Raw genomic sequence first — 22340 nt, forward strand, 5'->3', positions numbered from 1 at the left:
CCATTTCATTCTCTCATCAGAGATTGAAATGGCCTATTTCTTTGAAAGAATATGCATTCCTCCTCGCCAGGGCAGGTGCTAGGGTCGCCTCCATACAGTCGCGTTTCGGGGGAATTGCGTGAACTGGTCCAGGCCTCTCAGGGTGCATCTCAGCGTGCTCGTCGTGGCGCTGCTCATCTTAACGGCGACGCCGATCATCTGGATGGCGTTCAGCCAGGGGCGGCAGGCGGCGATCCTTGCCGGCGAAAAGCACATGCGCGAGATGAGCCTGAGGCTGATCGAGGGCTACAGGAATGCGCTCGAGGGCGGCCACGAGGCGGTCGCGCTTGCGTCCACCGTGCCGCAGCTGGCCGTCGCGCCGCCGGGCGACCTGCAGCCGAAGGAGCAGTTCTTCCTGGAGGTGCTCAGGAGCGTTTCCAACGCGACGAGCGTCTATGCCGGCTATCCTGATGGATCCTACCTGCAGGTGATCAACACGGGGCGGGACTATGTTCGCCAAAGTCTGGCGGCACCGGCAGGCACCGCCTTTGCCGTTCGGTTGCTTGCGCATGCCAAGGACGCGGGCACCGTCTCGACCCTTCGGTTCCTCGACGCTGCGGCGCAGACGATCGGGGAGCGTCCGTTCGAGCGCACAAATTTCGACCCGCGGCAGAGCCCCTGGTATCAGACGGCGTTGCGAGCCGGCGGTCCGGTTTCCGTCGGGCCCTATGTCACGGGAACGCTGAAGGTTCCGACGCTGGCGCTCGCCGTTCCGCTGAAGGGCAAGGAGGGGATCGTGGTCGGCACCAACATCCACCTTCAGACCATCAGCCGCCTTCTCGATGCGCGCGAGATCTCACCGCGGGCCCGGTCCTATGTCATCGGCAGCGACAACAACCTCGTCGCCCATTCCGATCCCGCGGTCATGAGCACAATCCTCGGCGCCTGGTCGGGTGGTGGCGGCGCCGGCATGCGCAGCCTGGATCCCAGCCTCGACGTCGTCGCCGGGCTGCGCAAGGATCCCGCCTATGCGGGCGGGGGTCTTGCCGAAGCCGATTTTGCCGGCGAGCGCTATCTGGTCCAGATGGCACCCGTCAGCGTATCCGGCCTCTTCAAGGGCAGCTCGGTCGCGATCGTCGTGCCGCTGCAGGATCTGGTGGTGCAGGCAAACCGGCTCCTGGTGCGCAACCTCATGATTGCCGCAGCCGTGCTGGTGGCCGGCGTGGTCGGCTCGCTCATGCTGTCCCGCGTGATCAGCCGCAAGCTCTATCACCTCGCCGACGAGGCGCGGCGGATCGGTGACCTGAACTTTGCCGGCACGGACGCCCCGCATTCCTGGATCACCGAGATCAATACGCTTGGCGGCGCGCTTTCCGCCAGCCGGCGCGCTATCGTCCAGTTTGCGCTCTATGTTCCGCGCGAGGTGGTGCGCCGGATCATCGACCCCGAAGGCGGGGCGGCGGTCCGGGGCAGGCGGCAGGAGGTGACGGCGCTTTTCACCGACGTGCGCGACTTCACCACCATCTCCGAACAGCATTCGCCGGAAGAAGTCGTCGATATCCTCTCGGCCTATTTCGAGATGCTGAACACGGTGGCCGAGCAGTACCACGGGACCGTGATCCAGTATCTCGGCGACAGCATCTTCGTCATCTGGAACGCGCCGGTTGCCGATCCGCAGCACATCGAGAATGGCTGTCATTGCGCGCTGGCGATGAAGGCGGCGGTCGATCGCCTGAACGAGACCAACCGCAAAGGCGGCCGGCCGGAGCTTTTCACGCGCTTTGGCGTGCATACGGGGCCGGCGGTCGTCGGCAGCTTCGGCGCGATCGCGCGGCAGCAATACACGGCCATGGGCGACACGATCAACGTCGCCTCGCGGCTCGAGGGGCTGAACAAGGAGTTCAACACGTCGATCCTGGTGAGCGGGGCGGTGCAGTCTGCGGTTGCCGACCTCTTCGACTTCCGCGCGATGGGGATGGTGCACGTGAAGGGGCGCTCGGGAGGCATCGACCTCTGGGAGCTGGTGGGCGCGAACGCCCGTTAGTCCTTGCCGCCGCGACGACCGCCCAACGGGGCGGATCAGCGCTCCGCCAGCAGGCCGGTGGCCATGGCGCGGAAGGCGTCGATCGCCTTCGGCAAGACCGCTTTCGGCTCGTCGCTGGCGGCGACCCAGAGGGCAGCGTTGAGGGCGGCACCGCTCAAGAGCCGCGCGGCCGCTTCCGGATCGACCGGCTTCAGCACGCCCTTGTCCAGCAGTTGCTCTACCGATCGCTTCGTCGCCAGCAGGCAACTGTTCTGGCTCGGCCATTTCGAGGGATCGCCGAGCACGGCCGGGCCATCGAGCAGAACGATGCGCTGGACTTCGGGATCGAGCGCCATCTCGATATAGGCCGCCCCTTCGGCAAGCATCGCCTGCCAGTGGTCACCGGCTGCCGCATCTGCGCCGATCGCCTTGGCGCGGGCGGCCATCTCGCCGTCGATCTGGGTTACGACCGCGGCCAGGAGCCCGCGCTTGTCGCCGAAATTGTGATAGAGCGCGCCGCGCGTCAGCCCGACATCGGCGGTCAACTCATCCATCGAGGCCGCCGCATAGCCCTTTTCGGCAAAGGCCTTTCGGCCGGCCGAAATCAGCTTCGCGCGGTTTTCCTCCATCGTTTCCTGGCGGCTTCTGGCCATCATTGACCTCAAATTCAGATACGGCGCGTATATGGATTTGACATACGCGTCGTATTTCGCTATTTCAGATACGTTCCGTATACCAAATGAAGCGGGTTTTGTGAAGTTCTGCCTGAAACGGCAGCGCGCGCCCGTTTGCGCGTCCTCAATTTACGAGAAGGATCAGACCGATGACCAAACGCAACGCAATCTTTCCGGCAAATCGCCATGCGCTCTACGAGGCGCACGGCTACTCCGCGGCCATCCGGTCGCAGGACCTGCTGTTCGTCTCGGGGCAGGTGGGGAGCCGTGAGGATGGCACCCCGGAGCCGGATTTCGAACGCCAGGTCGAACGCGCCTTCGACAATCTCGAAGCGACGCTCGCGGCAGCCGGCTGCAGCTTCGACGACATCGTCGATGTGACGACCTTCCACACCGACCCCGAACACCAGTTCGAGACGATCATGGCCGTCAAGAACCGGATCTTCAGCGAAAAGCCCTATCCCAACTGGACCGCCATCGGCGTCAACTGGCTCGCCGGTTTCGATTTCGAGATCAAGGTGATCGCGCGGATTCCGACTGGCCAACTGGCCGCGTAGGTCATTGGGAACGTGGCAATCCGGGTTCTAGTGCAAATGCACCAGCTTGTCCGGGTTGCGCACGACGTAGATCGCCACGACCTTGCCGTTCTCGATCTCCAGCGCAGTCGTCTGCAGTTCGCCATCGGCCTCCCGGGTGACAAAGCCGGGCAGGCCGTTGATGAAGCCGGCGCGCACGAGCGTCGAGCCGTGCTTGGCAAAGAGGGCGGCCAGTTGCGCGTGCACCTTCATCACAGCGTCGAAGCCGAGGATCGGCTGCAGGGCGGCCGGGCGCTTGCCGCCGCCGTCGGAATGTACGCTGACATCGGCTGCGAGCATGGAGCCGAGCGTTTTCATATCGCCGTGGCGGGAGGCGGCAAAGAAGGCGTTGGCGAGTTCCAGGCCGCGCTGCTGCTCGATCTGGAAGCGGGGGCGTTCCTCGCGCACATGGGTGCGGGCCCGGGCCGCAAGCTGGCGGCAGGCGGCGGCGTCGCGGTCGATCGTTGCCGCTACCTCATCGAAGCTCTGGCCGAAGACGTCGTGCAGCAGGAAGGCGGCGCGCTCCAGCGGCGAGAGCCGTTCGAGTGCCAGCATCAGGGGCAGGGTGACGTCGTCCTCCGGCTCCTCCTCGACGACCGGATCGGGAAGCCAGGGGCCGACATAGGTCTCGCGCTTCAGCCGCGCGGATTTCAACTGGTCGAGGCAGAGCCGCGTGACGGTGCGGCGCAGAAACGCCTCCGGCTCGCGCACGGATGTGCGGTCGGCCCCCATCCAGCGGATGAAGGCCTCCTGCACCATGTCCTCCGCATCGGCGACCGAGCCGAGCATGCGGTAGGCGACGCGGACGAGCTTCGGACGCAGCGGGTCGAAAACCGCCGCTGCGTCCTCATGGGCGCTGTCCGCCATCAGGCGGCAGCCTGGGCGGCGGCCTTGGCGGCTGCCGGATCGACCCAGAGGCCGAAGCCGACGGCCAGACGGTTCCAGCCGTTGATGACGTTGATCATCAGCGTGAGCTTCACCTGTTCCTCCTCGGTGAAATGGTCCTTCAGCGCCTGATAGGCCGCTTCATGGCCGTGGCCTTCCGAAAGCCGCGTCAGCGATTCTGTCCAGCCTAGCGCGGCGCGCTCGCGATCGGAATAGCAGGGCGCTTCGCGCCAGGCGGAAAGCAGGTAGATGCGCTGTTCCGTCTCGCCCTTTTCGCGGGCTTCCTGGGTGTGCATGTTGATGCAGTTGGCGCAGCCGTTGATCTGCGAGGCGCGGATTTTCACGAGTTCGATAATAGTGGCGTCAAGGCTCGCGGCAACGGCCATCGAGACACTGGTCCAGCTCTTCATCAGTTGCGGGGCAGCGGCGAAAAGGTCGATCTTGGCAGTCATGGTTCCGTTTCCTTTCGTTGGTTCCGATACCATGACGAGCGAGCGACGGCCGGTGTGACATGGCCGCGAATTTTTTTGAAAACTCCAGTGTGGATTGTTTTGCGCGGAGCCGGCGCATGCCGCGCCGCACTAACCCGTTTGGATGACTATGCCGCATTCGGCCGATATGTGAGTGTAGCCTGGGGGATCCTTTATTGCAGGTGGTGGTGCCGAGTGCTTCGGGAGGTACTCAATGGCAGACGAATTCAATGCCGCACTCGATATTCCGTATGTCTTCGAGATCACCATTAACGACTTTGCGGCGCTGTGGCGGAAGCTGGAGAGGCGAAGCTTTGCGCTGAAGGCGCTTTTGCCTAACTGGTATGGCCAGCTCCAGGGAGAATTCGCAGCAAGCTTCGGCGCGCTCGATGCCTATGTCGGCCACGGCAGTGCGGTCATTCCCCGAAACGGCATGGAAAAGGCCGCTGTCGAGGCGGTAATCGCGACAATGCTGATGGGCCGACTCGGCATGGCCATTCGCGAGCTGGCCGTCGAGGCGGGCCAGGCCGCGACCCAAGAGGGCGCTCCCATCAAGGGCCGGCTTCACTATGGCAAGGACAACCGGATTATCGGTGTGGACAACGAGTATCTGCGCCGGGTGCTCGATCCGGCCGAGGACTATCAGGCCGCTGGCTGCGTCTTCGAGGTGCTCGGCTATTCGCCGAGCAGTCCCTTTTCCATGACGTCGAGGATCGCCTCGATGATGCTGCTCTTCAACCGTGGCATGGCGCCCTTGAACGGCCGGCCGGTCGAGTACAACGTCATCCTGAAGACGATGCACGCCTTCATCGCTGCGGAGAACCTCGGCTATGTCATGACCTTCGAGCACCGCAACACCAATGACGACCTGTCGATCTTCACCACCAACGAATTCAACAAGCTGACCATCCAGTCGGCGGAGGGCGACCTTCGCCTCATTCAGAAATACCTGAAGGCCATCGGCTTCTATTTTGGCGATGTCGACAATGCGCTCGGACCGGAGTTCGAGGTCGCTGCCCGAAATTTCGCGCGCGTCTACAGGCTGGACCACTATGCGCACTACAGTGACCGCGATTTCCTGTACACACTGGCCAATGCCTATGTGCTCCACCGCAGCCAGATGTCGACGGGCGCGCGCTAAAGCTCATCGCGTGAAGCTCTTGTTTTTATGCGCGTCGTCGCCGCAAAACCGCTGCGCACATTTGCGCGACCTGCATCGGGACCCACTGATCGCGCGTCCCCCGGTTCTGTCATACCCCTGTAAAAGGGTGGCCCTATCCCTCGGCGCCAGTTTCAACACGAGGGTGTATCCATGAAATCGTTTGTCTCCGTCCTTGCCGGCGCTGTTGTCGCAGGCCTGCTTTCGACCGCGGCCTATGCCGAGAGCCTGGTGCTCTATACCAGCCAGCCGAACGAGGATGCGCAGGCGACGGTCGACGCGTTCCAGGCCGCCAATCCCGGCATCGAGGTGGAATGGGTGCGCGAGGGCACGACCAAGATCATGGCCAAGCTGATGGCAGAGATCGAGGCCGGCAATCCGGTGGCCGACGTGCTGCTCATCGCCGACACCGTGACCATGCAGCGGCTGAAGGAAGCAGGCCATCTCGCCGACTACAAGTCGCCTGAAGCGGCAAGCTACGACGCGGCACTCTATGATGCGGACGGCGCCTATTACTCCACCAAGATGATCACGACCGGCATCGTCTATAACACCTCCGCCGCCATGAAGCCTGAAGGCTGGCAGGATCTCAGCAAGCCGGAGGCCAAGGGCCTCGTCACCATGCCGAGCCCGCTGACCTCGGGTGCGGCTCTCATTCACGCTCAGACCCTGACCGGCATCGATGGCCTCGGCTGGGACTATTACAAGGCGCTCGCCGAGAACGGTGCTACGGCTGCCGGCGGCAATGGCGGCGTCTTGAAGGCGGTTGCGACCGGCGAGAAGGCCTATGGCATGCTCGTCGATTTCATGGCGATCCGCGAGAAGGCCAAGGGCGCGCCGGTGGAATTCGTCTTCCCGGCCGAGGGCGTGTCTGCCGTGACCGAGCCCGTCGGCATCCTGAAGACCGCCAAGAACGTCGAGGCGGCGAAGAAGTTCGTCGACTTCCTGCTGTCCGAGGAAGGCCAGAAGACGGCGGTGAAGATGGGCTATATCCCGGCCCGCAACGGCGTGGCGTTGCCTGCGGGCTATCCGGCCCGCGAGACGATCAAGGTGCTGCCGGTCAATGCGGCCGAGGCCGTGAAGAACTCCGACGCGGATCTCAAAACCTTCTCCGGCATCTTCGGTACGAACTGATCCCGGGAATGCTTGAACGCAACGATGCGCGCAGCCGGCCCCGCTGGCTGCGCCTTTCCTTTCACGGCCGGACGATGGGCGCGCCCAAGGTGCGGGCAGGGGCGAGCCCCGCCGCCGAGCCGCGCTGGCTGGTGCCCTTCGTTCTCGGCTGCCTGTTTCTCCTCTGCCTGCTGCCGCTCTTCAGCCTGGCGAAGGCCGGCTTTGCCGGGCTTATTTCGGGCCGGTCGATTGGCGTGCTCACGGAACCTGCAACCTTTGCCGCCATCCGCAACACGCTGATAACCGCGACCGGCGGCATGGTCGTCTCCGTTGTCATCGGCGCGCTCTTCGCCTTCTCGGTGGCGCTGACGGATGTGCGCGGCAAGCTTGCGCTCAGCTTTGCCTTCATGCTGCCGATGATGATCCCGCCGCAGGTGACGGCGCTTGCCTGGGTGGAGATGACCGGGCCGGCGAGCCCGCTGTTAAAGACGCTCGGGATTGCGCCGCCGCTCGGCAGCCCGCAGCCGCTCTATTCGCTGGCAGGCATTTCGCTGCTTCTCGGCGTCCAGCATGCGCCGCTGGTTTTCCTGGCGCTGAAAGCCGGGCTTTCCGCCGCGCCGCGCGACGGGGTGGAGGCGGCACGGCTTGCCGGGGCCACGCCATTCCGTGTCTTTCGCGACATCGTCGCGCCGCTGTCGCTGCCGGGACTGATTGCCGGTGCGGCGATCGCCTTCGTCTCCGGCGTCGGCAATTTTGGCATTCCGGCGATCCTCGGCATTCCCGCGGGCATCGAGGTGCTGCCGACCCTGATCTATACGCGGCTCGCCAGCTTCGGCGCCGGCACCTTCGGCGAGATCGCGCTGCTCTCCAGCCTCATCGCCATGATCGCGGCTGCCGGGCTGATCCTGCAGCAGAAGGCGCTTGTCGGCAGGGATTACCGCATCATCGGCCTTTCCGGGGCGAATGCCGCCTTTTCGCTCGGCCGCTTCCGCCCGGTCGTCGAGCTGGTCCTCGTGGCGATCCTGCTTCTCGTGCTGGTCGCACCGCTCGCCGCTCTTGTCGCGAGCTCGCTGGTGCCGGCCTATGGCGTGCCGCTCAACCTTCAGACGGTGTCGCTGCGCGCTTACGAAGAAATTCTCTTCCGCCAGTCGATGACGCTGAAGGCGCTTGGCAATTCGATGTTCCTTGCAGCAACGGCCGCATTCGGCCTGCTCGCCGTCTCGGTGCCCGCGGCCTATCTCATGACGCGGCGCAAGGGGTGGCTTGCCAATACGCTCGGCATCCTCATCGAGATCCCCTATGCGCTGCCGGGCATCGTGTTGGCCGTCGCCTTCATCCTTACCTTTGCCGCACCTCTGCCGATCCTCAAGGTCTCGCTCTATGGCACCATCTGGATCATCCTGGTTGCCTACTTCTCCTCGTTCCTCGCCGTCAGCCTCAAGCCGGTGATGAGTGCTTTCCTGCAGATGGACCCATCGCTGGAAGAGGCGGCGCGTCTCGCCGGTGCTGGCTTCTTCAGGCGGATGTCCGACGTGATCCTGCCCTTGGTAGCGCCGGCCGCGGGTGCGGCGATCATCCTCGTCTTCCTGATTGCCGCCAATGAGCTGACGGTCTCGGCGCTGCTCTGGTCGGCCGGCACCCAGACACTCGGTGTCGCCATCTTCAATCTCGACGACAGCGGCTCGTCGGACCTGGCCGCAGCCCTTTCCGTGCTCGTGGTCGTCATGGTCGTCATGCTGATGGCCGCGCTCGAGGCTCTCGCAAACTATCTCCCGGAAGGCGTGCTGCCGTGGCGCAACTGATCCTCAATCACGTCACCAAGCATTTCGGCGGCGGCCGGCCGGCGGTTTCCGATGTGTCGCTGACCGTGCGGGAAGGCGGCTTCCTGGCGCTGCTCGGGCCTTCCGGCTGCGGCAAGACGACGGTGCTGCGCATGATCGCCGGCTTCGAGCAGCCCAGCGATGGATCGATCGATTTTGGCGAAAGACGGCTTTCGGATGCTGCACGGGCGCTGCCGCCGGAGCGACGCAACATGGCGATGGTGTTCCAGTCCTATGCGCTCTGGCCGCATATGACGGTGGCCGAAAATGTCGGCTATCCGCTGAAGGTCCGCGGCATTTCAGGCTCGGCGTGGCAAAGGAGCGTCGCCGATGCTCTGGCGTTGGTAAAGCTCACCGACTATGCCGACCGCCGGCCGGCAGCCCTTTCCGGCGGCCAGCGCCAGCGCGTGGCGCTCGCCCGCTGCCTGGTGACCTCACCGGATGTCGTGCTGCTCGACGAGCCGCTCGCCAATCTCGACCAGCACTTACGCAAGTCGATGGAGGAGACCTTCCGCATCTTCCACGAGCGCTCGGGCGCGACGATGATCTATGTGACGCACGACCAGGCGGAAGCCATGGCGCTCGCAACCGATGTCGCCGTCATGCACGAGGGGCGGCTGATGCAGATGGCGCAGCCGGCCGAGATCTACGCAAGACCCGAAGGCGCCGTCGTCGGCGGCCTGATCGGCCGTGGCTCGGTGCTCAAGCTCGCCGTGCCGGAGGGCATGCCGCGGGCGATGGATTGGCCAACGCTGCGGTCAGCGCTTGCCGGCGTCGGCATGGAAGGCGCAGGCGATGGCGCCGTGCGCGACGTCCTCGTGCGCCCGGAACATGTGCGCCACGACGGCGAGGGCATGGCGCTCCGCGTCGTCTCCTGCGTGTTCGAAGGCGAGCGTTTTGCCCTGACCTTGGCTTTGCTGGACGGTCAGTCATTGAAGGCCTATGGCGACAGGGCGATCATGCCGGGAGACACGGCGCGCTTCGTGATGAGCCAGGGGTGGCGGCTCTAGGCCGGGTTGGCGTCAGTCGCGATCGGGTTTGTCGAGTTCGACCTCGAACTGGCGCGGGCCGACAACGCCAGGCTTTGCCGGCAGACCGACGATCCTTGCGATCACCGTGCATTTGCCGGCGACGACGGCATAACGGTCGCGGCCCTGGCTGATGACCTTGTCGATCGGGTGTTTGGGAACGGCGACGGCGACCGCGTTGATGACCGCGTTCAGTTCGCGGGCACGCTGAAAATTCGGCGCAAGGGCGGCATTGGCCTGACCAGTGGCAAGGACGAGGACGAGGCAGGCGACGGCGGATCGGGCGAACATGGCAAGCTCCTGTTTGGAAGAGGCAAGCATGATCGCCCGGCAGATTCAAGGACAGCGATCGGCCGGGCCGTCGATGGGAACGGTTCGTTGACAGGGGGTGATCCGAAGACGATCCTCGGCCAGCTTCGCCTCCAGCCTCTCGAACGGTCCGATGACATCCGAAACGCCGATACAGGAAACGCCGCTTGCGGGCGGGAACGTCAATGCCGGCGTCGTGCGCGTGGGCGATACGGTGCGCCGCGCCACGCGCCCTGAGAGCGCGACCGTTCACCGGCTGCTCCTCCGTCTCGAGGCAAAGGGCTTTGCGGGATCGCCTCGGTTCCTGGGCCTCGACGGCCAGGGGCGAGAGATGCTGAGCTTTATTGAAGGCGATGCCGGTGTCTCTTCCGACATCTGGCTTTGCGAGGATGCGCTGATTGCCGCAGGGCGGCTGCTTCGCGCCTATCATGACGCGACGGCCGAATTCGGCTTCGGCGCGGCGGATCGCTGGGCCTTTAGATATCCGGATCGGCGTCGATGGGAGGTCATTTGCCACAATGATTTTGCGCCGTACAATCTCGTTTTTCGGGCCGGCGAACCGGTGGGGATCATCGACTTCGATCTCGCCGGTCCCGGGCCGCGGCTGCGAGACCTTGCCTATCTCGCCTATTGGACCGTGCCGCTTTCCTTCCATTCCGATGACTTGAAGGCCGCGGCGCTGGCGGATCTCGATGATGGCAGCCGGCGGCTGAAACGGCTGTGCGCGACCTACGGTCTTGCCTCGGACGATGCGTTGCTTGGGATGGTCGCCGATGTGCTCGGGCATATGGGCGACGAGGCGGCGATGCTGGCAATGATCGGCGCGGCCGCGACCGAGCGGCTGAAACGGGACGGGCATCTCGATCACTGGCGGCGAGAGCGGGACGCCTTCGAGCGCTATAGGACACTATTGTCCCGAAACCTTGTCTGACGACCGGCGAAGCGGCAGGGCAAGCCGATAGCGCTCGCGAAAAAGAATTCTTGCCTACTGAAATAAACCATTGAGTTAAATGAAACTGGTTGTTATAAACAACCGGTGTTCCGCTTTTATGCGGTTGAGGAGGAACGGGGCGGTCGCCTCATCGACAGGAGGATAAGATGAAGCTTTATCAGGGCATGGGACCGAATTCGTATCGCGTGCGCATCTTCATGGCGGAGAAGGGGATCTCGCTGCCGATGGTGGATGTCGATTTCGCCAAGGGCGAGCACAAGGCGCCGGAGTTTCTCGCGGTCAATTCGCTCGGTCAGATCCCGGTGCTGGAACTCGACGACGGCACTGTTATCACCGAGAGCGTCGCGATCTGCCGCTATCTCGAGGAGACCACGCGCGAGCCGCAGCTCTTCGGCCATGACGCCGTCAGCCGCGCCAAGGTGGAGATGTGGAACCGGCGCGCCGAACTGGTGATCCTCGGCACCGTCGGCAATGTGGCGCTGCATTCGGACGCGTTCTTTGCCGAGCGGCTGACGCAGTTTCCGGCCTTTGCCGAGACCGAGCGGGCGGCGGTGCCGCAGAAATGGGGCTGGCTCGACGATGAGCTCTCGGATGGAAGGCCGTTCCTGGCAGGCGACGAATTCTCGATCGCCGACATCACCGCAGGGGTCACCGCCTGGCTCTGCGAGGTCTTCGGCATGGAAATCCCGGCTTCCGCAAAAAACGTCCAGCGCTGGCTGGAGCGGGTGCGTTCGCGGCCGAGTTTTGAGGCTTAAGGGACAGCATGTGGCAGGGGCGGTTTCGCGCAGTCTTAGGGTGGCGAGATCGGCCCCTCATCCGGCCTGCCGGCCACCTTCTCCCCGTTGTCGCGGGGAGAAGGAGGGACGTGGCGGCCGCTCGTTCCTTCGGCCAATGTGGCAGCCGCGTTGCCCGTCGGCAGGTCTCGACCTGGGAGCCGGCCGTCGTCCGCGTTCCCTCTCCCTGCAGGCGGGGAGAGGGTCAGGGTGAGGGGATGGCATGCGCCATAGCATTGATTATTTTGTAGATTTCCCCATTCTGCAGACGAAACCCAACGACCGAATTCTCGCCTCTGCGCCCCCGCTAAAATTCATATGTGGATAGGCGCGTCGCCCTTTTTGCTTGCCTTCTCCATGGCTTTTTTCAATTCCTAAAATACAAGCTGCCCGATTCGCCGCTGCCGGGCGCCTGCAAGGCGCTGGCTCTAGGAGACAAGCCATGACCGATTTCAAGAAGCCCACGATCACCGAAATGCGCCCGAAGATCACCGTGATCGGGGTCGGCGGCGGTGGCGGCAACGCCATCAACAACATGATCAACGAAGGGCTTCAGGGCGTCGATTTCGTGGTCGCCAACACCGACGCGCAGGCGCTCGCCATGTCGAAGTCGTCGCGCATCATCCAGCTCGGCGCCGCCGTGACCGAAGGCCTCGGCGCGGGCTCGCTGCCGGATGTCGGCCGGGCGGCGGCGGAAGAATCGATCGACGAGATCATGGATCACCTCGGCGGCACGCATATGTGCTTCGTCACCGCCGGCATGGGCGGCGGTACCGGCACGGGCGCGGCCCCAGTAATTGCGGCGGCGGCACGCAAGGCCGGCATCCTTACGGTCGGCGTCGTCACCAAGCCCTTCAGCTTCGAAGGCAAGCGCCGCATGGAAACGGCCGAGCAGGGCATCGAGCGGCTGCGCGAGGCGGCCGATACCGTCATTGTCATCCCCAACCAGAACCTCTTCCGCATCGCTGACGCCAAGACCACCTTTGCCGATGCCTTCGTGATCGCCGACCGGGTGCTCTATTCGGGCGTTGGCTGCATCACCGACCTGATCGTCAAGGAAGGCCTGATCAACCTCGACTTCGCCGACGTGAAATCTGTCATGAAGGGCATGGGCCGGGCGATGATGGGCACCGGCGAGGCGACTGGCGAGGGCCGCGCGCTGAAGGCGGCCGAAGCCGCGATCGCCAACCCGCTGCTCGACGAAGTGTCGATGCGCGGCGCCCGCGGCGTGCTGATCTCGATCTCCGGCGGCATGGACATGACGCTGTTCGAGGTGGACGAAGCCGCGACCCGCATCCGCGAAGAGGTCTATGACGAAGCCGACATCGTCGTCGGTTCGATCTTCGACCGTACGCTCGACGGTACCTTCCGCGTGTCCGTCGTTGCGACCGGCCTCGACGGCGCGCGCTCATCCGCCAACCCGGCCGGTGCCGCCGTCGGCCAGCCGGCGGCAGAACCTGCACCGACCCGCACGCTGCAATAGCATTCGCATCCATCGCCTGCTTCAAGGACCCTCCCGATGTGATGACGCCATATCGGGAGGGTCCTTGCGTTTGGAGGCTCGAATGAGCGACGAGGGTGTGCCCGCCGATGAGGCGGCAAAGCACGCGCCAGCGGCACCAGGCCGTGCGGCGAGAGCGGTGATGGCGGCTGAGGCGGTGCTTGCGGAACGCTTTCCGCAGGCGATCTTTGCGATCGTCGCGGGCTCCATCCTGCGCGGCGAGGGTACGCAGACCTCGGATATCGACCTGGTGGTGCTGCACGAGGCACTGCCGGCCGCCTGGCGGGAAAGCTTCCATTTCGACGATTTTCCGATCGAGGCCTTCGTGCACGACTTCGAGACGCTCAACTGGTTTGTCGACCAGGATATGGCGGGCGGTTGCCCGGTGCTTGCGGACATGGTGGCGGGCGGCGTTGCTATCGGGCCTGAGCGGGCGCGTGCCGAAGCGCTTCAGGCCGGGGCGCAACAGCGCCTGGAACGAGGGCCGGCGCCGCTGACGCCTGAGATACGCGACGGACTACGCTACCAGATCACCGATCTGGTGGATGATCTGCGCGATGCACGCCCGGCCGCCGAGATCCGCGCCATTGCCGCCGAACTGACGAAGCCGCTCGCCGATCTGATGCTGCTTGGCCGCGGGCGATGGTCTGGGCGCGGCAAATGGCTGCCGCGGTTGCTCGTCCGGGCGGACGCGTCGCTTGCCGAACGCTTCGACACGGCATTGCGCCACGCGGGCGCAGGACAGGCAGCAGAGCTGATCCGGCTTGCCGAGCTGGAACTGGCGCCGCATGGCGGGCCGTTGTTTGCCGGCGACCGTCGGACGGCGCCGCCGGATGCCCGGCGTCCTGGTCTTCTCGCGCAGTGAATGCGCCGGCTTGTGGGATGGCCGCCTCCGATGCCTTGGGCGCGGATGGGGACATGATCTGTTTGCGAGGAACCGCCGGGACGCTTCAACACGAGCGCCGGCGCCCGCAGGGCTGACGGCCGCCAAGTTCTGGGTGAGCCAACAGCTGCGGCGAGTGCAGAGGCGAGGCCTTTGGCCTTCACTTGCTGCGCGGAGGGCGTGGCTCCCGGCGCTCAGCCTCCTCGACCGCGGAGAATGGAAGCTCCTCGTACATCGAGCGGTTGAACTCGGCGAAGGTCAGCCTGCCATCGATGAACACTTTGAAGTAGCGCCGGCAGACGTCCTCCGCCATTTCTTTCCGGCTGGAATAGGGCGTTCCCTCAAGCGCATTGTCCTTCAGGTCGGGCAGGTACTCCGATACGCATGCCTCTACATATTGCCGCTGCGCGCCCGGGCGCTTGCGCAACGCGGAGATCGTCCACTCATATTTGGAATAGCTCATATATTGCTCGGTTCGCGGCGCGAACAGGACGATGGCGATTGCGCACAGCAGAGCGACAAACATGCCGCCGGCGACGAGACGAAAGTCCATTTATTCAATCGTATAAATTGTTGCCCATGCCTATTTAAGACAACTTTAGCGGTTAGCAAGAGGCGCGCTTACGCGTCGAGTGGTTTCACGAAATGTTCCTCCCCCATTTGGGGGAGGAGGCTACGGGAAAACCACTTTCGTGCTTGGACCGTTCTCCGATCGTTCGGTGTCTATTAGAGGTTGCGAAATTGGGCGCTCCCAATTGCGCCCTCGGCCGGAGCGGGGACGGGCGGGCAGGGCACGATCGGTGGCGGGGCTATGTCGCTGCGCCTGCGGGGCAGCTGCCAGAGACGCCTGGTATGGAAACGGTAACGGTCGGCGGGCCACGACCGATGTCCTTCGCGCCGACTGGACAAAGGCAATCCCTGTGGTGGCACTTCGAGTGCGAGTGCCGTCTTCAGCCAGAGATGGGGAGGATGGAGAGCTGTGGCGCCGGGCCGAAGCATCGTTCTGCTACCGGCAGCACGATCAGGGGGAGGTTCTTAAAGGGCGGCCAGCTGTTCGGCTGTTGCAACGATCTGCGTGTTGCCGAGCGAATGATCGGCATATTTGAACACCAGGATGCTCATGACTGAGGCGACAAGGGCTACCAGGATGATGCGCATGGCGTTGCTCCGACTTCCTTCTTGCCTGGCATTGATCCTTCGTTGCGCCGGGCGGTGATCGATCCGGAAGCCCTGTGCTTTCCGGTCAAAGGCCTTCCGGCCTTTTGTTGAACCTGTTCTAGCAAATGGGCGGGGCCGACTATTGTTCCCGTGGGGACAGCGGGAAATCGCGGAGGCATGCAGCTTTTCGGTGTGCTCCAGCCCGTCCTGGGCCGGAGATTTCCCCGGGGAGCTACACGCCGTGTTGAAGCGGTTGCGCGAGACCGACGGATCGGAGTTGCGGCCGGCCACCGAGAAGTTCAACGGGCGGCGGAAGGGGCGCAGCCGTGTGAATTCGGACGCGTGAGGAGCGCTTTCGCATCCCTTCGGGCTTCTGGACCTTCGATGTCGATTTGAAGAGATGGCCGCCGAACGGCTCTACAGGCCGAGGATCCAGAAGACGACGCCGAACAGCACGATGAATGCGCCGACGGCCAGCAGGAAGCGGGCCATGCCGGTGTTGGTGTCCTTCGTGCCGACGAGACAGTACCAGAGGTGATCGTTATCCATTCCTGACGCTCCATCGAAAGGCGCTGCTGCCGCGCCCGCGCGACCCACCATACACGCAAAGGTCGTCGCGGCGCGTGGAATGATTGCGTGTCCTCGCCGCCGGACCGAGATAGGTGGAGGACGCGTGCCGTTGGCGGACACGGCATGTCCATGCCGCTGTCGCCATCGACTGCCTGCTTATCCCTCCGCCTCCGCCGTTTCGGCCGCTGCCGGCTTTTTCGCCAGCGCCAGGTTGGCGGCGGCCGCTTCCGCCTCGGCTGCACCCGCAGCGCCGGAGCGCACGGTGACGGCGTTGGAGGCGAGGTCGAGGCCGGCTTCGCGCAGCGCCGGCAGCAGGCGCTTCATCGACTCGCGCTGCAGGATACTGGGGTTGCCGGGGCGGGCGGTGAACTTGAGGCGCACGACGAGCGAGTTTTCGGTGACGTCCTGGATGCCTTGCATCTTCAAGGGCACCAGGAATTCGCCGCCGATCTCGGGATCCTCCAGCATGGCAAGGCCGACCTTCTTGATGGTCTTGCGGATTTTCTCGGGGTCGGCATCGCGCTCGAATTTCAACTCGAACTTCACCGTGCTCCAGTCGCGGCTGAAATTGGTGACCGCCTGAAGCTGGCCATAGGGGATCGTGTGGATCTGGCCGTTCTGGTGGCGCAGCCGGAGCGAGCGCAGCGAGATGCGCTCGACCGTGCCCTTGAGCTTGCCGGTATCGACATATTCGCCGACGCGGAAGGCATCGTCGGCGATGAAGAAGATGCCGGAGACGACGTCCTTCACCAGCGTCTGCGAGCCGAAGGAAAGGGCGAGGCCCAGCACGCCGAAGCCGGCGATCAGCGGCGCAATATTGATGCCGAGTGCGGAAAGGATGACGAGGCTGGTGACGGCGAAGATACCGCCGAAGATGAGGTTGCGGACGAGCGGCAGGATGGTCGAAATCCGGCTTTGCTGGTGGACCACCGTATCGTCCTCGCTGTCGCCGGGCAAAGCGAGGCGGGCGGTGGGCGCGAAGGCCTCGAAGCTCTTCCAGAGGAAACTGCAGATCACCCAGCTCGCGACCACCGCAAGGCTGATGCGCTCGAGGATGACGATCCAGCCGATGGCGCCGGCCGTATCATGCTGGACGAGCACCGGGCGCCAGAGCGTGATGATCAGATGCAGGCCGATGAGCCAGATGGCGCCGGCAAGCGCCGTCTGGACGCTGCCCGAAATCGCCGCGTGCAGCGCGTGGGAGGCCGGCGTGCGCCGGCGCTCGGCGGCAGCCCCCGCCAGCGAATGGATGCCGAAGGCAAGGATCGGAAGCGCGAGCAGGATGATCTGTGTCGTGCCGCCGGCAAAGCTCCAGGCGGCGCTGTTCGGGCTGCCGGCAACGATGACGCTCATCAGCCAGAGCACGATGGCGCTTGCCGCATAGAATTCGGGCACGCCGAAGGCGATGGCGCGGCGCACCGGGCCTGGGTTTTCACCGGCAAACACCGTGCGGATATCGCCGGCGCCGGCGATGAACCAATAGAGTTTCAACAGCGTCAACAGGGTCACGCCGATCAACAGCCAGCCATCGGTCGCAGCGTTCTCCAGTCCGCGCTGGTGGGCAAAGCGCAGGCTGGCGCCGAGGATGGCGCCGATCGCCCCATAGGCGGTCAGCATGTTGGCGTGGAAGCGCGGGTGGGCGATATCGAGCAGGCGGATCTCGGGCCGCGTCGGCGCAAACAGGAAACGGGCGCCGACCGCATAGACCACGGAGGCGAGGGCGATGGTGATGAGGGCGTGGGCGAGTTCGGCAGAGGCAGTGGCCGGCGTCAGGAACAGGCGGGCAACGGCATGCGCGGCCACGGCGAAGATCGCCAGATAGGCGATGTCGAAGCCAAGCCGGATCAGCGAGGCGCGCATGCGGTGGAGCAGATCGACCACTTCGAACGAGGCGCCGAACAGCCGGTGGATGAGGAGCCGGCTGGCAAAGGCGGCGGCAAGGCCGGCTGCGACGGCGAGCAGGGCCACGGCTGTTACCGAAACCACCGACCAGCCCTCGGCGCGGATGCCTGCCGCAACGTCAGCCATCACCCCGGCGATGCCGGACATACCGGCAACGCCCATCTGCAAGCCATTGACAAAACGAGCGGAAAGCGTGTCGAGCGTGTCCGGCTGATCGGGCGAGGACGTTGGTTCAGGCGTCGTGGTTGCGGGTGCAGCCTGATGCGTGGCCGCGCCCCCCGACGCGGGCGCCGGTGCCGCGACGCCAGCGCCAGCGGGCGTCGGCGTTTCGCCCGAGGCTTGCGCCGCAGCGTCGCGCCACTCGACGGTCACCGACCCGCCGGCCTTGGCGGCGGCGCGCAAGGTCTCCTCGATCTCGGCAGCACTCTGGCCGGGTGTGAGGATCACGGTGACCGGCGGAGGCGTCGTCTCGGCGAGTGCAGGCAGGGCGAGGGTCAGGACGAGAACGAGGCCCGCCAGCAGATGGCGGCAGAGGAAGTGGAAACGCAGCATGAAATTCATCCATCAAAATCGGTTGTCCGCCCTGCGGCCTTGTCCATCACATTACATAACGTTCTAAAATTCCAATCGAATTTTGTGGGGCGGGATGAGGACTGGGCCGCGCCAGGGCCGCCGCTCACCAAGGGTTCCCCTGCGCCGAAGCTACCCCTCACTGTCCTACCGGACATCTCTCCCCGCCATGCGGGGAGAGAGACACTGGGCGGATGCTCCGGTGCCAGGTCCTCCGGCCTACTTCGTCGTGTAGCCGCCATTCACCAGGATCGTCTGGCCGGTCATCCACCAGCCGTCGGAGACGAGGAAGCGGATGTAGGGGACGATGTCCTCGATGTCGGTGAGGCCGGTGCTGGAGAAGGCCGAAAGGGCCGATGCGGTTTTGTGATAGGCGACGGCGTCGGCGCCTTCGGCCGGGTAGAAGAAGGGCGTATCCATCGGGCCGGGGCCGATGGCGGTCACGGAGATGCCGCGCGCGCCGAACTCCTTGGCGGCTGCCCGGGTGAAGTGCTCCACCGGCGCCTTGGTGCCGGCATAGGCCGCATAGAAGGGCGTGAAGGCGCCGAGCAGCGAGGTGACCAGCGTGCAGACCTTGCCGTTGTCGCTGACGTGCCTGCCGGCCTCGCGCAGGAAGAAGAATGCGGACTTCGAATTGACCGCGCTCATCTCGTCGTATTCGGCCTCGGTGATCTCGACGAAGGGCTTTTTCAGCACCTTGCCGACGGTGTTGACGGCGATGTCGATGCTGCCGAGCGCCGCCTTGGCGTCGGCAAAGAGCTTTTCGACATTGGCGGCGCTGGTGAGATCGCCGGAGAAGGCGTGGGCCGCGGCACCGGTCGCCTTGATCGCCGCCACGGTTTCATCGGCTGCCGCCTTCGTCGCCGCGCTGTTGTAATGGATCGCGACGCCACGGGCGCCGTGTGCGGCAAAATCGCGTGCGAGCAGGCCGCCGAGGTTCTTCGCGCCGCCGGCGATGAGGGCGGTTTTGCCGTTGATGCTGTGGTCTGCCATGGGTTTCTCCTGTTGTGCGCCTGATGGCGGATGCTTTCGTTCGGCGGGCGGGGCTACGCATTTGCCCGAAATCGCCCCGCTCTCCGGTACGGGCCGCCTGTGCGACCGCCGCTCGTTGCGGACGTCGTGTCTCTTGCTTCATAGGGTGCGGGCCTTATCGCCGCCGACGTGAGCGGTCGGTGATGCGACCGGCATCGCGACCAGGAGAATATCGTCGGCGCTGCTGGCATAAAGTCCCCGAACGCGACATGACTTGTCAGGAATGACGAACAATGGGGGTGAGGCGTCGCGCGCCGGCATGGACAGGATCGAGCTTTTCCGCATCTTCACCCGTGTCGTCGAAAGCGCGAGTTTTACCCGCGCGGCCGACACGCTGGGCCTGCCGCGCTCCTCGGTTTCGGCGGCGGTGCAGACGCTCGAAACACGGCTCGGCACGCGACTTCTCCATCGTACCACGCGCAAGGTTGCGCCGACGCAGGATGGGGCAGCCTTCTACGAGCGCTGCCTGCGGCTGATTTCCGATATGGACGAGGCGGAGAACCTGTTTCGCCGCGACACCTCCGGCCCGACCGGACGACTGCGGGTCGACCTGCCGAGCCGCATCGGCCGGCTGATCGTGGCGCCGGCGCTGCCGGAGTTCCTGGCGCGGTACCCCGGCATCGACATCGATCTCGGCATGACCGACCGGGCGGTGCACCTGATCGAGGAAAGCGTCGACTGCGCGCTGCGTGTCGGACCGCGCGAGGATTCGAGCCTGATTGCCCGGCCGTTCGGCACACTCAGGCTGATCAATGTCGCAAGCCCCGACTATCTCGAGCGCCACGGCACGCCGGAGACGCCCAACGATCTCAGCGCCCACGTCGCGGTCAACTACGCTTCACCCTCGAGCGGCCGGGTGGAGGACTGGGAATGGATGGAGAACGGCGAGGCGCGCACGGTTTCGGTTGCCGGCCGGGTCAGCGTCAACAGCGCCGAAGGCAGCATCGCCTGCTGCCTCGCCGGCCTCGGCCTTATCCAGATCCCGGCCTATGACGTGATCGATCACATCAGAGCGGGCCAGCTGGTCGAGGTGATGCCGCATCACGTCGCCGCGCCGATGCCGATGGCTTTGCTCTACCCGCACCGCCAGCATCTGTCGCGCCGGCTCAAGGTGTTTGCCGACTGGCTGGAGGGGCTGATGCGGGCGGTGATTGCGGCGTGAGGCGGCGATGCGGTTTGGGCTCGCTTCGTTGGCGTGCTCTAGGCCCTGTTGACAAAGTGACCATTTACGTCGAACCGTGCCTTGACGTTCCACCGATCCGGCACTGCGATCATGCAAGTATCAGTTCCCCTAGAGGCTTTTCCCGAGTTAGGAACGGTCGCAAACCCTGCCGTGCTGTATGACGGGAACGACGCATTCGTTTGCTATGAAGCCTCGGTGCGTGCGGGAGGCGGCAATGTGGTGCTAAAATTCGGAGAAATTATCGATTTCAGAATAACGCCCATGAATGTTGAGGGCCTGAAAGAGTGCCGGTATCCAGTCCATCCATGGACTTTCAATGAAATTGTTGGCGGCGAAGAGACCTCCAAATGGAAGGCCCTGAACCCGAGATTTTGGCTTATATCTTTCAATGACGTAATGATCGAAGTTCTCTTCGAAACGGTTTCTCTCATACGCCGCGACACGGAAGGTGGGCCGCAACACAGAACGTTGATTGGTGCTCTACCTGATTGAAATGCACTGGGATTCTCAATCGGTGAGAACATGATTCAAAGCTGCCTTTTGGGAGGTAGCGTTGGCGCGAGGCGATTTGAGCGAAGAGGAATGGCATATCATCGAGCCGTTCTTACCGAGAGAACGCGGGCGTAAGTCGCGCCCCGCTTATGATAATCGGCGTTTTCTGAACGGGATGCTGCATGTTCTACGCGTTGGATGCCCCTGGCGCGACATGCATGAGCGTTATGGCAAGTGGAATTCGATTTATGTCCGGTTCCGTCGATGGGCTGAACAAGGTGTCTGGGATGCACTCCTCGAAACGCTTGTCGAACTGGGGCTGACCGATGATTGGCAGCACATGATCGACAGCACCACCGTCCGAGGCCATTCGCAGGCTGCTGGCGCTAAAGGGGGACTTATAAGGAGGCTTTTGGTCGATCACGCGGCGGTCTTACGACGAAAATCCACGCCCGCGCAGACGGTCAGGGACGCCCTCGTGGTTTTGCCGTGACAGGCGGCGAGACTTCCGACTACGTCGCCGTTCCGTCGCTTCTCGCGATCCCGGTCTGCAAACCCAGATTGTTTCTCGCCGACAAGGGTTACGATGGCGACTTCATCCGCGAAGAGTTGCTGATCCACGGCATAAGGCCAGTCATACCGCCGAAAGCCAACCGGAAGCACCGCCTGTCTGTGACTTCAAGGCCTACAAGGATCGAAACCGTATCGAACGAATGTTCAACCGGTTCAAACAGTTTCGCAGAGTCGCCACCCGCTACGACAAAACGCGAAAATCCTTCGAAGCGTTCCTATTACTAGCGGCGGTAAAAATCTGGCTACCGCACTTTGTCAACAGGACCTAGCTGATCGTCTGATGACACCGCCGGCCGTTCCACGGCAGGAACTCGGATCCGCCGGCATTCCACTTGCCGTCGAATTCGGAGAAATCCGGCGTGAAGGTGACGATCAGCTGGCCGTAGCCGTATTTGTCGCGCCACATGAAGCTTCGGGTGAGATCGCTGCCGTCGCCATCGTCGCCGGTTTCGGCGAGTTCACCGTCGACGGACTGGCCCTGATCGGAAAACACGTATTTGCCGACGACCGTACCATCGGCAGCGGTTTCGAAATGCGTCTCGGCGTCCGAGAGCACGCCGGCGGAGGAAAGCTGGCCGCAATAGGTGCCCGAGGGCGCGGTGCTCGTCTCGCCTGCCATCGCCGCAGAGGCGGATGCGGCCACAAGCAGCAGCGCGGCGGTGAAGGAAAGGCTTGCAGGCAACGCGGCACCTTTGGCGTTTCGGGATGTCGCGGTC

The 22340-nt window shown here is 64.1% G+C and carries 22 protein-coding genes and 1 pseudogene; 13 read left to right on the forward strand and 10 right to left on the reverse strand.

The window, feature by feature from the left end; genetic code table 11:
• The first annotated feature begins 118 nt into the window (after window positions 1-118).
• Window positions 119-2023, forward strand: a complete 1905-nt coding sequence (locus OVA00_RS27085) for an adenylate/guanylate cyclase domain-containing protein (RefSeq protein WP_127889128.1) — start codon at window positions 119-121, stop codon at window positions 2021-2023.
• Window positions 2024-2058: 35 nt separating this feature from the next.
• On the opposite strand, the gene OVA00_RS27090 is transcribed toward OVA00_RS27085, so the two are convergent.
• Entirely contained in the window at window positions 2059-2655 is a 597-nt protein-coding gene (locus OVA00_RS27090) for a TetR/AcrR family transcriptional regulator (RefSeq protein WP_034793250.1), read from the reverse strand.
• Between the two features lie 170 nt (window positions 2656-2825).
• Between OVA00_RS27090 and OVA00_RS27095 the strand changes: the two genes are divergently transcribed.
• Window positions 2826-3233 carry a RidA family protein gene (locus OVA00_RS27095; RefSeq protein WP_268089961.1) on the forward strand — a complete coding sequence of 136 codons (408 nt, stop codon included), beginning with the start codon at window positions 2826-2828 and terminating at the stop codon, window positions 3231-3233.
• Window positions 3234-3260: 27 nt separating this feature from the next.
• Here OVA00_RS27095 and OVA00_RS27100 read toward each other — a convergent pair whose 3' ends face one another.
• Complete coding sequence (locus tag OVA00_RS27100) at window positions 3261-4118, reverse strand: sigma-70 family RNA polymerase sigma factor (RefSeq protein ID WP_268089962.1); 858 nt, start codon at window positions 4116-4118, stop codon at window positions 3261-3263.
• The gene (locus OVA00_RS27105) at window positions 4118-4588 is read right to left on the reverse strand and encodes a carboxymuconolactone decarboxylase family protein (protein WP_034793267.1); all 471 of its coding nucleotides are present in this window, start codon (window positions 4586-4588) and stop codon (window positions 4118-4120) included. The genes OVA00_RS27100 and OVA00_RS27105 overlap by 1 nt, the downstream gene beginning before the upstream one ends.
• A 232-nt stretch (window positions 4589-4820) precedes the next feature.
• On the opposite strand from OVA00_RS27105, the gene OVA00_RS27110 reads away from it, so the two are divergent.
• From OVA00_RS27110 to OVA00_RS27125, 4 genes are all read left to right on the forward strand, one after another.
• Window positions 4821-5747 (forward strand): peptidoglycan-binding domain-containing protein, encoded by a 927-nt coding sequence (locus OVA00_RS27110; RefSeq protein WP_113506151.1) that lies wholly within the window; start codon window positions 4821-4823, stop codon window positions 5745-5747.
• A 171-nt stretch (window positions 5748-5918) separates the two neighbouring features.
• Complete coding sequence (locus OVA00_RS27115) at window positions 5919-6899, forward strand: ABC transporter substrate-binding protein (RefSeq protein ID WP_192444274.1); 981 nt, start codon at window positions 5919-5921, stop codon at window positions 6897-6899.
• A gap of 74 nt (window positions 6900-6973) precedes the next feature.
• Complete coding sequence (locus tag OVA00_RS27120; protein WP_268090376.1) at window positions 6974-8680, forward strand: ABC transporter permease; 1707 nt, start codon at window positions 6974-6976, stop codon at window positions 8678-8680.
• On the forward strand, window positions 8668-9708 hold the full coding sequence (locus tag OVA00_RS27125; protein ID WP_268089963.1) for an ABC transporter ATP-binding protein: 1041 nt from the start codon (window positions 8668-8670) through the stop codon (window positions 9706-9708). The genes OVA00_RS27120 and OVA00_RS27125 overlap by 13 nt, the downstream gene beginning before the upstream one ends.
• 12 nt (window positions 9709-9720) lie before the next feature.
• On the opposite strand, the gene OVA00_RS27130 is transcribed toward OVA00_RS27125, so the two are convergent.
• Window positions 9721-10017 carry a hypothetical protein gene (locus OVA00_RS27130; protein WP_268089965.1) on the reverse strand — a complete coding sequence of 99 codons (297 nt, stop codon included), beginning with the start codon at window positions 10015-10017 and terminating at the stop codon, window positions 9721-9723.
• Window positions 10018-10168: 151 nt separating this feature from the next.
• On the opposite strand from OVA00_RS27130, the gene OVA00_RS27135 reads away from it, so the two are divergent.
• The 4 genes from OVA00_RS27135 to OVA00_RS27150 all read left to right on the forward strand — a co-directional run bounded on the left by OVA00_RS27135 (window position 10169) and on the right by OVA00_RS27150 (window position 14126).
• Window positions 10169-10966, forward strand: a complete 798-nt coding sequence (locus OVA00_RS27135) for an aminoglycoside phosphotransferase family protein (protein WP_090294127.1) — start codon at window positions 10169-10171, stop codon at window positions 10964-10966.
• Between the two features lie 167 nt (window positions 10967-11133).
• Window positions 11134-11742, forward strand: coding sequence for a glutathione S-transferase family protein (locus OVA00_RS27140; RefSeq protein ID WP_034793282.1), 609 nt, complete (start codon window positions 11134-11136; stop codon window positions 11740-11742).
• 460 nt (window positions 11743-12202) lie between these two features.
• Window positions 12203-13243 carry a cell division protein FtsZ gene (gene ftsZ, locus OVA00_RS27145; RefSeq protein WP_034793296.1) on the forward strand — a complete coding sequence of 347 codons (1041 nt, stop codon included), beginning with the start codon at window positions 12203-12205 and terminating at the stop codon, window positions 13241-13243.
• Between the two features lie 82 nt (window positions 13244-13325).
• Complete coding sequence (locus OVA00_RS27150; protein WP_326494143.1) at window positions 13326-14126, forward strand: nucleotidyltransferase domain-containing protein; 801 nt, start codon at window positions 13326-13328, stop codon at window positions 14124-14126.
• A gap of 178 nt (window positions 14127-14304) precedes the next feature.
• Here the strand turns inward: OVA00_RS27150 and OVA00_RS27155 are convergent, their stop codons facing one another.
• From OVA00_RS27155 to OVA00_RS27175, 5 genes are all read right to left on the reverse strand, one after another.
• On the reverse strand, window positions 14305-14697 hold the full coding sequence (locus tag OVA00_RS27155) for a hypothetical protein (protein WP_060601230.1): 393 nt from the start codon (window positions 14695-14697) through the stop codon (window positions 14305-14307).
• Between the two features lie 482 nt (window positions 14698-15179).
• Window positions 15180-15302, reverse strand: a complete 123-nt coding sequence (locus tag OVA00_RS27160) for a hypothetical protein (RefSeq protein WP_255380501.1) — start codon at window positions 15300-15302, stop codon at window positions 15180-15182.
• A 417-nt stretch (window positions 15303-15719) separates the two neighbouring features.
• Window positions 15720-15851 (reverse strand): hypothetical protein, encoded by a 132-nt coding sequence (locus OVA00_RS27165; protein ID WP_255380500.1) that lies wholly within the window; start codon window positions 15849-15851, stop codon window positions 15720-15722.
• A 177-nt stretch (window positions 15852-16028) separates the two neighbouring features.
• Window positions 16029-18335 (reverse strand): mechanosensitive ion channel family protein, encoded by a 2307-nt coding sequence (locus OVA00_RS27170; RefSeq protein WP_060601228.1) that lies wholly within the window; start codon window positions 18333-18335, stop codon window positions 16029-16031.
• 228 nt (window positions 18336-18563) lie between these two features.
• Window positions 18564-19337, reverse strand: coding sequence for an SDR family oxidoreductase (locus OVA00_RS27175; protein ID WP_060601222.1), 774 nt, complete (start codon window positions 19335-19337; stop codon window positions 18564-18566).
• A 298-nt stretch (window positions 19338-19635) separates the two neighbouring features.
• Between OVA00_RS27175 and OVA00_RS27180 the strand changes: the two genes are divergently transcribed.
• The 3 genes and pseudogenes from OVA00_RS27180 (at window position 19636) to OVA00_RS40085 (ending at window position 21893) form a co-directional block, all read left to right on the forward strand.
• Window positions 19636-20538, forward strand: a complete 903-nt coding sequence (locus OVA00_RS27180; protein WP_060601308.1) for a LysR family transcriptional regulator — start codon at window positions 19636-19638, stop codon at window positions 20536-20538.
• A 111-nt stretch (window positions 20539-20649) separates the two neighbouring features.
• Window positions 20650-21051: a hypothetical protein gene (locus tag OVA00_RS27185; RefSeq protein ID WP_060583410.1), complete on the forward strand. Its 402-nt coding sequence runs from the start codon at window positions 20650-20652 to the stop codon at window positions 21049-21051.
• A gap of 61 nt (window positions 21052-21112) precedes the next feature.
• Window positions 21113-21893: pseudogene (locus OVA00_RS40085) on the forward strand (IS5 family transposase).
• On the opposite strand, the gene OVA00_RS27205 reads toward OVA00_RS40085, so the two are convergent.
• Window positions 21890-22306, reverse strand: a complete 417-nt coding sequence (locus OVA00_RS27205; protein WP_034793318.1) for a hypothetical protein — start codon at window positions 22304-22306, stop codon at window positions 21890-21892. The pseudogene OVA00_RS40085 and the gene OVA00_RS27205 overlap by 4 nt on opposite strands.
• Window positions 22307-22340: the final 34 nt, after the last annotated feature.

The sequence above is a fragment of the Ensifer sp. SL37 genome, assembly GCF_026672675.1.
Classification (GTDB): domain Bacteria; phylum Pseudomonadota; class Alphaproteobacteria; order Rhizobiales; family Rhizobiaceae; genus Ensifer; species Ensifer adhaerens.